This is a genomic window from uncultured Altibacter sp., assembly GCF_963972995.1.
Classification (GTDB): Bacteria; Bacteroidota; Bacteroidia; order Flavobacteriales; family Flavobacteriaceae; genus Altibacter.
In genome coordinates, this window is sequence record NZ_CAXAXI010000009.1 from 32,752 (window position 1) to 46,169 (window position 13,418).

At 44.4% G+C, this 13,418-nt stretch carries 9 protein-coding genes; 6 read left to right on the top strand and 3 right to left on the bottom strand.

The features are described from left to right. Positions 1-2 precede the first annotated feature (2 nt). Positions 3-1,355, bottom strand: a complete 1,353-nt coding sequence (locus AACZ11_RS05500) for an NAD(P)/FAD-dependent oxidoreductase (protein ID WP_290628888.1) — start codon at positions 1,353-1,355, stop codon at positions 3-5. A 102-nt stretch (positions 1,356-1,457) separates the two neighbouring features. On the opposite strand from AACZ11_RS05500, the gene mfd reads away from it, so the two are divergent. Both mfd and AACZ11_RS05510 read left to right on the top strand, forming a co-directional pair. Further along, positions 1,458-4,820 (top strand): transcription-repair coupling factor, encoded by a 3,363-nt coding sequence (gene mfd / locus AACZ11_RS05505; RefSeq protein WP_290628887.1) that lies wholly within the window; start codon positions 1,458-1,460, stop codon positions 4,818-4,820. A 107-nt stretch (positions 4,821-4,927) separates the two neighbouring features. Continuing rightward, on the top strand, positions 4,928-5,740 hold the full coding sequence (locus AACZ11_RS05510; RefSeq protein ID WP_290628886.1) for a helix-turn-helix transcriptional regulator: 813 nt from the start codon (positions 4,928-4,930) through the stop codon (positions 5,738-5,740). Between the two features lie 45 nt (positions 5,741-5,785). On the opposite strand, the gene AACZ11_RS05515 is transcribed toward AACZ11_RS05510, so the two are convergent. Both AACZ11_RS05515 and AACZ11_RS05520 read right to left on the bottom strand, forming a co-directional pair. Further along, complete coding sequence (locus AACZ11_RS05515; protein ID WP_290628885.1) at positions 5,786-6,148, bottom strand: YraN family protein; 363 nt, start codon at positions 6,146-6,148, stop codon at positions 5,786-5,788. A 48-nt stretch (positions 6,149-6,196) separates the two neighbouring features. Next, positions 6,197-7,096, bottom strand: a complete 900-nt coding sequence (locus AACZ11_RS05520) for an LD-carboxypeptidase (protein WP_290628884.1) — start codon at positions 7,094-7,096, stop codon at positions 6,197-6,199. A gap of 124 nt (positions 7,097-7,220) precedes the next feature. Between AACZ11_RS05520 and AACZ11_RS05525 the strand changes: the two genes are divergently transcribed. From AACZ11_RS05525 to AACZ11_RS05540, 4 genes are all read left to right on the top strand, one after another. After that, positions 7,221-8,690 (top strand): DUF1800 family protein, encoded by a 1,470-nt coding sequence (locus AACZ11_RS05525; protein WP_290628883.1) that lies wholly within the window; start codon positions 7,221-7,223, stop codon positions 8,688-8,690. An 8-nt stretch (positions 8,691-8,698) separates the two neighbouring features. Further along, positions 8,699-10,321 (top strand): DUF1501 domain-containing protein, encoded by a 1,623-nt coding sequence (locus AACZ11_RS05530; RefSeq protein WP_290628882.1) that lies wholly within the window; start codon positions 8,699-8,701, stop codon positions 10,319-10,321. A gap of 124 nt (positions 10,322-10,445) precedes the next feature. Beyond that, positions 10,446-12,512: a methionine--tRNA ligase gene (gene metG, locus AACZ11_RS05535; protein WP_290628881.1), complete on the top strand. Its 2,067-nt coding sequence runs from the start codon at positions 10,446-10,448 to the stop codon at positions 12,510-12,512. Beyond that, positions 12,512-13,414: a histone deacetylase gene (locus AACZ11_RS05540; RefSeq protein WP_290628880.1), complete on the top strand. Its 903-nt coding sequence runs from the start codon at positions 12,512-12,514 to the stop codon at positions 13,412-13,414. The genes metG and AACZ11_RS05540 overlap by 1 nt, the downstream gene beginning before the upstream one ends. Positions 13,415-13,418: the final 4 nt, after the last annotated feature.

Below are 13,418 nucleotides of genomic sequence, written 5' to 3' on the forward strand. Positions count from 1 at the left end.
CGTCACACCATACCTTTAATATCATTCCCCCAAGTGGGATACGCAAAAATCATAGCTTTTAAATGCTCAGGTTTCAGTTTGCCACAGAGCGCCAATACGAATAAATTGATCATTTCACCGGCATGGGGAGCGATGATATGGGCTCCCAAAATGAGGTCACGCTTAGTATCCACTATCGTCTTATAGGCATATACATTGGCATTGATCCGTTTGGCATTGTACCAATGCGGAACGCTCTTATACTCCACACGAATTTCGTACCCCTTTTCTTTGGCTTCTGCTTCGGTGAGGCCAATACTTGCCACTTGCGGAATTGTAAAAACCACCGACGGCACCGGTGGAAAATCCATTTTAGTAATGTTGCCGTTTCTTATATTCAGACTCACAACACGTGCTTCTTGGGAAGATGTCGGTGTCAGGGGTAAGGAACCGCTGGCCGAAACATCACCACAGGCATAGACGTTCGGGTTGGTTGTATTTTGTAGAAACGCATTTACAGAAATGCCCCCCTTTTCAAATGCAACATTTCCCTTTTCGAGCGCTAAAGCTGCAATCGATGGTACTCTCCCTGCCGTATTGAAGACCATTCGGGTTGTGACAGCCGCTTTCTTTCCGTTTTTCTGAAAGTGAACTCGGTAATTCTTCCGTAACTTTTCTACTGAAATTACTTCGGCATTAAAAATGAAATCGATCCCCAATGCTTCCGAAGCTTTTGTAAGATGCGCTACAATGTCACTTTCAAACGGAGTTAACGGACGTTCCTGAAATTCGATAACGGTGACCTTCACGCCACAACGTGCTGCGATGTGGGCAAATTCCATCCCAATGTAACCGGCACCCACGAATACCATACTTTCGGGGAGTTCAGGCAATTCCAGAAAGTCATCACTAAGCTGCAGGTGTTCCCTTCCGGGAATTTTTAGTTCTAAAGGCTGTTGCCCTGTAGCAATTACGATCTTTTTTGCCTTTACAGTTTTTCCCTCTACTGAAAGGGTTTGCTCGCCTATAAAGTGTGGAGATTGATGGTAAAGGGTGATTCCTGCTTTCTTCAATTTCTTTTCAGTACTGGCAGGAACCGCATCGGTGAACGTTGCTTTAAAGGCTTGTACATCTGCCCATCGAATTTCGGGTTCTTTGGTAATCCCTTTACCTTTTAAGTGCTTTGCCAGATGTAACACTTCGGTTAGTCCTACTAATACTTTCTTCGGGTCACAACCGCGAATCGCGCAGGTACCGCCAAATTCACGGTTGTCGGCTATTCCAACAGACATTCCTTCTGCCGCACAGTCGTACGCAACACTTTTCCCGGCCGTGCCTGTGCCTATAACAAATACGTCAAATTCCTGTATCCCCATTCCTTAAAAGTAAGGAATGCCTCATGAGAATAGTGTTAGTAAAATGATAAATCTGCATTTGGACTTGTAAATAAAAAACGGAACGCCCTATCTTTGCCCACCATGAGTAAAACACTCGTCTCTGCCTTATTTTCTCAGTCTTCGGCTACCCGAAAACTGGAGGATACTATTGCTCGATCTCAAGCGAGAACAGAAATTTCCGGACTCGTAGGCTCTGCTACCTCCCTTGTCATCGCCAATACTTTCAAATTGACAGAAGTCCCTTTTTTATGTATCCTGAACGATAAGGAAGAAGCTGCCTATTATCTTAACGATCTCGAGAATCTTCTTGGGGATGAAAATGTACTATTCTACCCCGGAAGTTATCGTAGGCCCTACCAAATTGAAGAAACAGACAACGCCAATGTGTTGCTTCGTTCGGAAGTGCTTAACCGCATCAATTCTCGAAAGAAACCCGCGCTTATTGTCACCTACCCCGAAGCGTTGTTCGAAAAGGTGGTTACCAGAAAGGAACTGGAAAAGAACACCCTGAAGATCGCTTTGAACGATACTTTGTCCATCGATTTTGTGAATGAAGTGCTTTTTGCCTATCATTTTAAGCGTGTCGATTTTGTTACGGAACCCGGGGAATTCTCTGTACGTGGGGGAATCTTGGATGTTTTTTCCTTTAGCAATGACGAGCCGTATCGCATTGAGTTTTTTGGCGATGAGGTGGACAGCATCCGAACGTTCGATGTCGAGACGCAACTTTCACTCGAACGTGTAAAAAAAATCTCCATCATTCCCAATGTCGAGAATAAGAGATTGGAGGACAGCGCAACTGCGTTGAGCGTTCGGGAAAGCTTTTTAGAATACATCGCCTCAAAAACCGTAGTCTTTCTAAAGAATGAGGAACTTTTAAGTAACAGTATCGACGCTCTTTTTAAGAAAGCGACCAAAGCCTATCAGGAAACAAAAGGAGAAGTAAAGCAAAGTGAGCCCCGGGAGTTATTTTGTTCATCGGCTTTACTGAATGAACAGTTAAAGGAGTTTACCAAAGTAGTCTTGACCTCCGGGAAAAATACTTCCGCAGCGGCTCCCATTGTTTTTCACACGCGACCGCAACCATCGTTTAACAAACAGTTCAACCTACTTATTGAAGATCTGAATTCCAAAGCTTCGGAAGGGTACACCAATTATATATTCTGCAGCAGTGAGCAACAAGCTCGACGCTTCCACGATATCTTTGAGGATGCCCAACAAAAAGTTGTACAGTTTGAGACCGTTGTTTTTCCATTGTACCAAGGATTTATTGACGACGATGCTAAAACAGTTTGTTACACCGACCATCAGATCTTTGAACGCTATCATAAATTTCAGCTTAAGAACGGTTATGCCAAGAAACAGGCGATCACCCTCAAGGAACTCACCAATCTTGAAGTAGGGGATTATGTCACCCATATCGACCATGGGATCGGGAAATTTGGCGGACTTCAGAAGATTGATGTAGAAGGAAAACAACAGGAAGCGATCAAACTTATCTATGGGGAACGCGATATACTCTACCTCAGCATCCATTCGCTTCATAAGATCTCGAAATACAACGGAAAGGACGGCACTGCCCCAAAAATCTATAAACTTGGTAGTGCAGCGTGGAAAAAATTGAAGCAAAAGACCAAGACACGTGTCAAGGAAATTGCTTTCAATTTGATCGAACTATACGCAAAGCGACGATTACAGAAAGGCTTTGCCTTTGACCCCGATTCCTATTTGCAACTGGAGCTGGAATCTTCCTTCCTGTATGAAGACACCCCGGATCAGGTAACCGCTACCGAAGACGTAAAGCGGGATATGGAAAACGAACGTCCCATGGACCGTTTGGTCTGCGGGGATGTTGGCTTCGGAAAGACCGAGGTTGCTATACGCGCGGCTTTTAAAGCGGTGGATAACGGAAAACAGGTAGCTGTTTTGGTGCCTACTACTATTTTAGCATTCCAGCATCATAAAACTTTTTCAGAACGTTTGTCTGAAATGCCTGTCCGGGTGGACTATCTCAATCGTTTTCGTACAGCTAAAGAACGTAGAACCGTGCTGGAAGACCTTAAAAATGGCACACTGGATATTGTAATAGGGACGCATCAACTGGTAAATAAGTCGGTTGCATTTAAAGACCTTGGACTGCTCATCATTGATGAGGAACAAAAATTTGGGGTTGCCGTTAAAGACAAACTGAAGACCATAAAAGAGAATGTAGATACCTTGACACTCACGGCAACACCTATTCCAAGAACGCTTCAGTTTAGTTTGATGGCCGCGCGGGATCTTTCGGTCATTACCACACCCCCTCCCAACCGCTATCCCGTTGAGACCCACGTGATACGCTTTTCCGAAGAAACTATTAGAGATGCTATTCGTTACGAGATCTCCCGTGGCGGACAAGTTTTCTTTGTGCACAACCGCATAGAGAATATTAAAGAAGTAGCCGGAATGATCCAACGTTTGGTCCCCGATGCAAAACTGGGTATAGGTCACGGACAAATGGAAGGTAAGAAACTTGAAAATCTCATGCTCGCCTTTATGAACAACGAATTCGATGTGTTGGTCTCGACGACCATTATTGAAAGTGGCTTAGACGTTCCAAATGCGAATACGATCTTTATTAACAACGCCAATAACTTTGGTCTTTCGGACCTCCACCAAATGCGCGGACGCGTAGGACGAAGCAACAAGAAGGCTTTTTGCTATTTTATAACGCCACCGTATTCGGCCATGACCGATGATGCCCGAAAACGAATCACCGCTCTGGAGCAATTTAGTGAATTGGGCAGCGGACTCAACATCGCCATGAAAGATCTTGAGATTCGTGGCGCCGGTGATCTTTTGGGGGGTGAGCAAAGCGGTTTTATTAATGAGATTGGTTTTGAGACCTACCAAAAAATCCTTTCCGAAGCGATCGACGAATTGAAAGAAAAAGAATTTAAAGACCTGTATGCCGGCACCGAGCATGAGAAGAAAGATTTTGTGAAAGAAGTGGTGATCGATACCGATTTCGAATTACTCTTCCCGGATGATTATGTAAATAATATTACCGAGCGCTTGAACCTTTACACCAAACTCAACGAATTAAAGACCGAAACCGAGTTGCAAAAATTCGAAGAAGAACTTGTTGACCGATTTGGACCATTGCCGGAAGAAGCTCAGGACTTGCTTGACAGTGTGCGTATAAAATGGTTTGCTATCTCCATGGGCTTAGAACGTGTGGTGATGAAAAAAGGGAAGTTGGTAGGATACTTTGTGAGCGACCAACAAAGTGCTTTTTACCAAAGTGCAAACTTTGGAAAAGTGCTACAATATGTGCAAAGTCATTCGCAAACCGTCAAGATGAAAGAAAAGGAAACCCGAAACGGATTACGGTTATTGTTGACTTTTGAACGAATCTCTTCCGTAGAAAAGGCGTTAAAGATATTTGAGTCTTTTTCAATATAAATTCCATCATATAAGGAAATGTCGGGTGAATGTCGGGTGAAATTCCCTCGAAAATATTGCAGTATATTTACTGCTATCGTACTATTGCTTCCTAATTTCTTTTACAGATGAAACAACCTGAACTTGGTCAAAAAATTTTGGAGCTTCGCAGGCAAAAAGGGCTTACCCAAGAAGAATTGGTTGAGCTATGCAACATCAATGTGCGAACCATTCAACGTATTGAAGCCGGGGAAGTAACCCCAAGAAGTTTTACTTTAAAAACCATTTTGAATGCCCTTGGTGAAAATTTGGAACATCTACAGGAGCACACTTCAAATGAAGAACTTGCTTTTACCAAAGATGCGGGTGCTTCTGGTTTTTATGTAAAATTAGCTTGGATTTGCGGCCTCATCTATTTTCTTTCAGGATTCGTGGAATTTGCCGTGGATTATGCCCGCTTCTATGAAAATGAACTTATTATTTCCAACGCAGGATATATAAGCATCAAATTTGTAGTCCTGATTACCTACATATATTTTATGTGGGGATTTGTTTCCAGCGGGAACATTTTTAATAATTATTTACTGAAAATAGGTGCCTACTTCTTAATAGGAAAAACCATATTATTCTATGGGTACGACATGGCCTCCCTGTATTTCGAACCGTTCTATATGGAATACGTGTTGGTAACACAATCTATTTTCTGCGGCATTGGAAGCGTTATCTTTGGTTTCGCACTTATCCGGCTTCCTAAGCCTCTGGGAATAGTACCACAAGTAGCCGGTGGATTGGAAATGGCAAGTGGTGTATTTTTAATACTGATTTTTACGGCCATTCTCGGACTCCTGTTTTTGATTCCTGCCGTGCTACTGCAGATCGTTCTACTCTATAAGATTGATTCGTTTATGAGAAATAGAACTTCAGGACAGTTGATGAGCTAAGCAAAAAGTGATTGTATCGTAGCGCACTCATCCATCCTACTAATTCTAAAAGTGGTAAAAGGCATTTTTAAAATGTTCAATATTTTCGATCTTTTCATTTTTTAAGACCGCAATGATATCAAAACGAACTTCCTCATCTAACTTATTGGAGATCATATATTCATTTGCGGCCTTTACCAATAGCTTTATTTTATTTTTTGTGACAAATTCCTGGGGATCTCCGAAAAAATCACTGTTTCGCGTCTTTACTTCCACCATCACAATGGTGCCTGTTTCTTTTTTGGCAATAATATCTATTTCGGCTTTGTCATAAACAAAATTTCGTTCCAAGATAGCATAGTCGTTGCGCAATAAATAGTCTACTGCCAATTGTTCTCCAATCTTCCCTAGTTCGTTATGGTATGCCATAGTGTTTCAATTTCTGCCGCCCGGCAACGATTCTTTACAAGATACAACTTATAAGAACTGCAATAAAACCTGCTTTGGGCTAACTTCGAAGGTCACCTCCCTTCCTAGAATAAGCGCTCTGTTATCCGTAATATGTCCCGCCGGAAAATTAAAACATACCGGATAATCGTATTCGGAAACCGCTTCCCGAATGATTTCCTCGGCTGTCTTTCCAAACGGCACCGAATTATCATTCATCTTGCTCATGCCTCCAACGATCAATCCGACCAGATGCTCCAGCATTCCATTTCTTTTTAAATTCTGAAGCATCCTGTCAATGTGATACAGGTATTCGTCCAGATCTTCCAGAAAAAGGATCTTTCCGCGGGTCTCCAATGCGGAAGAGCTTCCGCAGAGCGAATACAGGATCGACAAATTTCCTCCAACCAAATGCCCTTTTGATTTGCCGGGACGGGATAACGATGCTTCCGAAGCATAGCTAATACGATAGGCATCTCCAAAAAGGACCTGTCTGATGCTGTTTCGGGCCGCTTCAGATTTCGCGTCAATATCCAATGGCATTTGAGCGTGCAGTGTTTCGATTTCCAATTTGTGAATATGCGAATGCAATACGGTTACATCGCTGTACCCAATGATCCACTTTGGGTGTTTTCTAAATGCTGAAAAATCCAACCGATCCAAGATGCGTACCGTTCCGTATCCACCCCGTGCACACCAGATCGCTTTTATCGATGGATCATCCAACGCTTTTTGAAAGTCGGATGCGCGTAATTCATCACTTCCCGCAAACTGATGGTCTTCGGCCCCTATAGTATTCCCCAACACAGCTTTCAGACCCCAGCTTTTAAGAAATTCCAAGGCGGGTTTTAATTCGGTTTCGGTTATTTTTCGGGCGGTCGACACAATGGCAACGCGATCTCCGGAAGACAAATAGTGCGGTGTTTGCATGTGTTAAAATTAGGTTTCCGGGCAATGAATCGACAAACTTTTTAGTTAAAATTATGTACGGCAGGTCTTAAAAAGCTACAATTCAGTATTTTTAAAAGCCTCAAACCTGCAAAACCTATTGCCTATGGAAACAATTGCTACCTTCTCCTGCAATGTGTCAACCCTTGTTCCGTACGTCCCTAACGGTTCAAATCCGTGGAATACGAGTAAAGTAAAACATGTATTTAAACGTCTGGGTTTTGGTGCCTCACAGCTGGAGGTCGATGCTGCTTTGGCCATGAGCCCCGGAGATTTTATAGATTCTCTGGTGGATACGGCAGCCGGTCTGCCTGTAACCCCGGCGCCCGCTTGGGGGTATTATGCAGTAAGTGATTTCAGCGATTATGAAGCGCAGAACAATCAATACATTCAGGATTGGCGTGTACAAACCGGCAACGATTTTATTTCAGAAAAACTGCGCGGCCGACTCACTTTCTTCTGGGCAAATCACTTCGTTACAGAATTGGAAACCTACTTTTACGCACCCTACTTATTTCAGTATTACAACAACCTACAAACGCATTGCCTTGGAAATTTTAAGGATTTTGTACAGTCCATAGGGATCAACTCCACCATGCTCGTCTACCTCAACGGATTTGAAAATACCAATAACAATCCCAACGAGAATTACGCTCGTGAACTTTTTGAGCTATTCACCTTGGGAGAGGGCAACGGCTACACCGAAACCGATATCACAGAAACATCCCGAGCGCTAACAGGATATAATCACTGGGCCGAACCTGGGGCTGCCATCTATTTTGATGCGATCACACATGATGCGGGTAGTAAGACCATCTTTGGACAAACCGGACCTTGGGGGTATGAAGATGTGATCAACATTCTCTTTCAAGAGCGCGGGATGGAGATCGCTGAATATATTTGCCGTAAACTCTATAAATTCTTGGTAAGTCCCGATGTGGACGCTATTGTAGAACAAAATGTGATCGCTCCGCTCGCACAAACCTTTGTCGCAAATAATTTTGAATTGGTTCCTGTTTTAAAACAGTTGTGTAAAAGCGAACATTTTTTTGATGAACGTGCGCTGGGTGTCGTGATAAAAAGTCCGTTTGACGTGATGTTCACCTTCGCGAACGAGACAGGGTTTTTCTACGACGATTCCATTATGGATGCGTTTATCTATTATGCGGGTCTTATGGGTCAGGAACTCTACGATCCGCCGGATGTTTCGGGCTGGCAACGCGATGAGACCTGGATCAATACCTCCACGCTCACGGGCCGTTGGCAGCTCATGGAAGTGTATCTGGATTATCTTTTCTCTAATGGCTACGACTTTACCTTTACCGATCTTGCTAGGGATCTCACGAATGACAGCAATGATCCCGAGTTCATCACGCAGGTACTGGTGGATCATTTTATGGCAAAACCGTTACATACTGTTGGTGATTATGCCATTGCGACCACGATCTTTAAATGGGAGATCCCCCAAAATTACTATGACGATGGCATTTGGAACCTTAGCTGGTCTGAGGCGCCGTATCAGGTATTTATATTGCTGAAGCATATTGCCCGCATGCCCGAATTTCAACTTAAATAACTACTACTATGTGTGATCACGACCACCTCCCAAAAAGTCCTTCAGCTTCAAAGAAGGATAAAAAGGTTCACGAACAAGAGCATGCTACCTGGAACCGACGTTCCTTTATTCAGGCATTGGGACTCGCCGGAGCCGGAGGCATGGTGCTCGCCAATAGTGCTGTCTCGGCGTCCAAGCCCTCTCCGCTATCCGTTGCATTATCACAAAGTGAGAACGAGAACATCTTAGTTATCATACGTCTCAAAGGAGGGAATGACGGACTCAATACCATTGTCCCGGTGTACGATTATGGGACATACGCCAATCTGAGGCCTACCATAAAACACAACACGGCCGATCTGTTTAATCTCAATACCAATTTCGCCCTTCCCAACTATATGAACAGCTTGCAGTCAGTATGGGGCGACGGGAATATGAAAGTGATCCACGGTGTGGGCTATCCGCAACAGAACCTGTCTCATTTTCGTTCTTCGGAAATATGGGCCTCTACGGACGACATTAACTTTGAACCTACGGGATGGTGGGGACGCTATTTTGAAGACCTGTATCCCGATTACCTTATCAATCCACCCGAAATACCGCCCGCAGTACAAATTGGCAGCTTGGGAAACCTCATTTTTGACGGCGTTAACAGCAATTATGCCTTTTCAGTAGCGAATCCGGCACAATTGGCCAATGTCGCTCAGAACGGAAGTCTGCACGATGTCACCGACATCCCGGATTGTGTCTATGGTGACAAACTGCTTTTTATGCGCGCTACTGCCAACACTACTTTTACCTATGCAGGCGTGATAAATGACGCCTATATGGCTTCGAACAATGATGTCCCCTATGCTGACGAGCAATTAGCCAATCAATTGGCGATCGTTGCCCGGATGATCAAAGGAGGGTTAGGGACCAAAGTCTATATGGTAACATTAGGCAGTTTCGACACCCATGCCAATCAGGTGAACGACCACAGAACCCTTTTAGAGGATCTTGCCGATTCCATAAAGGATTTCTTCGATGACCTTTCCGCTACAGGAATGCAGAACAATGTATTGGCTATGACTATTTCCGAATTTGGCCGACGCCCGTACGAGAACGGCTCCAACGGGACCGATCATGGTGCTGCCTCACCGGTGATGCTATTTGGCCCCGGCTTGAACGGCAGCGGATTTGTAGGGGAACATCCGGACTTGAATGTGTGGGACAGTAACGACAACCTGCTCCCCTCCACCGATTTCCGCGATGTATATTCCACGGTTTTAACCGATTGGTTCTGTTTGGATCCTTCGGTAGTAAGTACCATTTTGCTCAATCAAACATACGAGCATCTCGATCTGGGACTGTCTTGTGAAAGTCTTTCGGTCACAGATTTTAGTGACACGACAAAACTTTCTCATGTAGCGATCTATCAAAATGACCGTACCTACATCGAACTGCAAATGCCCGTAACAGGCAATGTAGATATAAAGTTGTACGATATCACCGGAAGAGAGATTGCCACGCTGAAGAATGAGATCCTCTTCCCCGGCAGGCATCGCATTGATGTGAAAGCGGCTGTTAAAGGCAGGTTGAGTTACGGACAGTATCTGTATCGTATCGCATTGGGAGGTCAGTTTTACAGTGCGCCCCTTCTTATTAAATAGTAGTATGATGGCTTCGGAAAGACTTTCGGAACAGAAGACTTTTCTCTTTTCAGATAACCGCTTCCGAAGATAAAATCCTTATTTTTGTGCTGCCCGAATAAAACTGGGCATTCAGAAAGATTTTATGAAGCAACCGAAGCGATACACGATCACTGCAGCTCTTCCTTATACCAACGGCCCGGTACATATTGGCCATTTAGCCGGCGTCTATGTTCCCGCCGATATCTATGCGCGTTTTCAACGAATGCAAGGCAATGACGTTGCTTTTGTGTGCGGAAGTGACGAGCACGGTGTTCCTATTACTATTAAAGCGAAAAAAGAAGGTATCACCCCCCAACAGGTCGTGGATAAATACCATGCGATTATCAAAAAATCGTTCAACGACTTCGGTATCTCTTTCGATAATTATTCGCGAACTTCAGCAAAGATCCACCACGAGACTGCTTCGGCCTTCTTTAAAAAATTGTACGAAGAAGGCAAATTCATTGAAGAGATCACCGAACAACTCTACGACGAGGAAGCCGGTCAATTTTTAGCAGATCGTTTTGTCGTAGGTACCTGCCCCAAGTGTGGTTTTGAAGAAAGTTACGGCGACCAGTGTGAGAACTGCGGTACGTCGCATAATGCTACAGACCTCATTAATCCTAAGAGTATGATAAGCGGGAACAAGCCCGTTCGCAAGGAGACCAAGCATTGGTTCTTACCCCTGGATCAATACGAATCCTGGCTTAAGGAATGGATCTTGAAGGGCCATCAAAAAGACTGGAAGACCAATGTTTACGGCCAGTGCAAATCATGGATTGATGACGGCTTGCGACCCCGTGCCGTGACCCGCGACTTGGATTGGGGAATACCCGTGCCGGTGAAAGGAGCCGAAGGAAAGGTACTTTACGTTTGGTTTGATGCGCCCATAGGCTATATTTCCGCAACCAAAGAATGGGCTGCCAAAGAAGGAAAAGAGTGGGAGCCCTACTGGAAGGACAGCGAAACCAAATTGTTACATTTTATAGGGAAGGACAATATCGTGTTTCACTGTATCATCTTTCCGGCCATGCTAAAAGCCGAAGGAAGTTATATTCTTCCTGACAATGTCCCTGCCAACGAATTCTTGAACCTAGAAGGGAACAAAATCTCTACCAGCAAGAATTGGGCTGTGTGGCTGCATGAATATCTGGAAGAATTTCCGGGCCAGCAGGATGTATTACGCTACACCTTAACCGCCAATGCGCCCGAAACCAAGGATAATGACTTTACCTGGAGTGACTTTCAAGCGCGCAACAACAATGAGTTGGTGGCGATCTTCGGAAATTTTATCAATCGCGTCATGGTGCTTACCGATAAATATTATGAAGGAAACGTACCGCAACCTGCTGCCTTTTCCGAAGCAGACAACCAAACTCTGAAAGAGCTTCAAGCGTACCCGGCCGTGATTGCTAGTTCTATAGAACGCTACCGTTTTCGGGAAGCGCAGCAAGAATTGATGAATGTCGCCCGATTGGGAAACAAGTATTTGGCCGATGAAGAGCCTTGGAAGACCGTTAAAACAGACGAGGCCCGCACGCGAACCGTGATGTACGTTGCTTTACAGGTAGCTTCTGCCTTAGCGATCCTTAGCGAGCCCTTTTTGCCTTTTACTTCTGAAAAACTGAAAACCACCCTTCGCCTTTCGACAACCAATGGTACAAGCGCTTGGGATTCCGTTTCAAATAGTGATGCACTGCTCACTCCCGGGCATACCATAGGAAAAGGAGGGTTGCTTTTCAGCAAAATTGAGGACGAACAAATTCAGAAACAATTAGAAAAACTACAAGCCAGTAAAAAAATGAACGAAGCTGCCAAAAATGCTGTTATCCCTCAAAAAGAGACCATTCAGTTTGACGATTTTACTAAACTCGACATTCGGGTGGGAACCATTGTGGAAGCCGAAAAAATGCCTAAAGCGAAGAAATTATTAGTCTTAAAGGTGGATACGGGAATAGATGTGCGAACCATTGTATCGGGTATTGCCGAAAGTTTTACACCGGAAGAGATTGTAGGACGGAAAGTAACTGTTTTGGTAAATCTTGCCCCCAGAGCCCTGCGCGGGGTGGACAGTGAAGGCATGATCCTCATGACCGAAACGCCGGAAGGCAAGCTCGTGTTTTTGAATCCCGATACGGACGGAGTAGAAAATGGAGCAACGATCAATTAATGCTTAAAATAGCGTATCATCCTATTTTTAGACATAACCTTCCTCTAGGGCATCGTTTCCCGATGTCTAAATACGAATTGCTACACGACCAATTGCTTCACGAAGGCACCTGTGTGGAGGCTAATTTTTTTTCACCTTCGCAAAGTGCAGATGAAGCCGTTTTGGCCGTGCATTCAGAAAGCTACGTGAATGACCTTCGGAATCTTACCTTGGACAAACGAGCCGCCAGAAAGATTGGTTTCCCGCTTTCCGAAGCCCTTGTTACGCGTGAGTATGTCATCACACAAGGCACGATTGAAGGCTGTGACCACGCCTTGACGCATGGCATTGCCATGAACATTGCCGGCGGGACACACCATGCGTATCCGGATCATGGAGAAGCATTTTGTCTTTTTAACGATCAGGCCATAGCTGCACGTTATTTATTGCAGAATCAAAAAGCAAAAAAAATACTGCTTGTCGACTTAGATGTTCATCAAGGAAATGGTACTGCGGTGATTTTTCAGGATGATCTGTTAGTCTTTACCTTTTCCATGCATGGTGAAGGAAATTACCCCTTCCGAAAAGAAAAAAGTGATTTGGATATTCCACTGCCCGATGGCACTACAGACGAGGTCTATCTTTCTGCGCTTCAAGAAACACTTCCAAAACTCATCGAAGACCAGCAACCCGATTTTATCTTCTATTTAAGCGGGGTCGACATTTTGGAAAGCGATAAATTGGGTCGGTTGAATTGCACATTGGAAGGTTGTAAAGCACGTGATCGCTACGTACTTCAAACGTGCAAAACCTATAATATCCCGCTTCAAATAAGTATGGGCGGCGGTTATTCCCCCGACATCAAGACGATCATTGACGCCCATGCCAATACCTTTCGTTTGGCACAGGAGCTGTTCTTTTAAATAA

Bases quoted from the DNA above. Each gene is read 5' to 3' on its own strand.
- AACZ11_RS05525 (WP_290628883.1), top strand. From the start codon at position 7,221: ATGGAAACAATTGCTACCTTCTCCTGCAATGTGTCAACCCTTGTTCCG.
- AACZ11_RS05530 (WP_290628882.1), top strand. From the start codon at position 8,699: ATGTGTGATCACGACCACCTCCCAAAAAGTCCTTCAGCTTCAAAGAAG.
- metG (WP_290628881.1), top strand. From the start codon at position 10,446: ATGAAGCAACCGAAGCGATACACGATCACTGCAGCTCTTCCTTATACC.
- AACZ11_RS05510 (WP_290628886.1), top strand. From the start codon at position 4,928: ATGAAACAACCTGAACTTGGTCAAAAAATTTTGGAGCTTCGCAGGCAA.
- AACZ11_RS05540 (WP_290628880.1), top strand. From the start codon at position 12,512: ATGCTTAAAATAGCGTATCATCCTATTTTTAGACATAACCTTCCTCTA.
- AACZ11_RS05500 (WP_290628888.1), bottom strand. From the start codon at position 1,355: ATGGGGATACAGGAATTTGACGTATTTGTTATAGGCACAGGCACGGCC.
- AACZ11_RS05515 (WP_290628885.1), bottom strand. From the start codon at position 6,148: ATGGCATACCATAACGAACTAGGGAAGATTGGAGAACAATTGGCAGTA.
- mfd (WP_290628887.1), top strand. From the start codon at position 1,458: ATGAGTAAAACACTCGTCTCTGCCTTATTTTCTCAGTCTTCGGCTACC.
- AACZ11_RS05520 (WP_290628884.1), bottom strand. From the start codon at position 7,096: ATGCAAACACCGCACTATTTGTCTTCCGGAGATCGCGTTGCCATTGTG.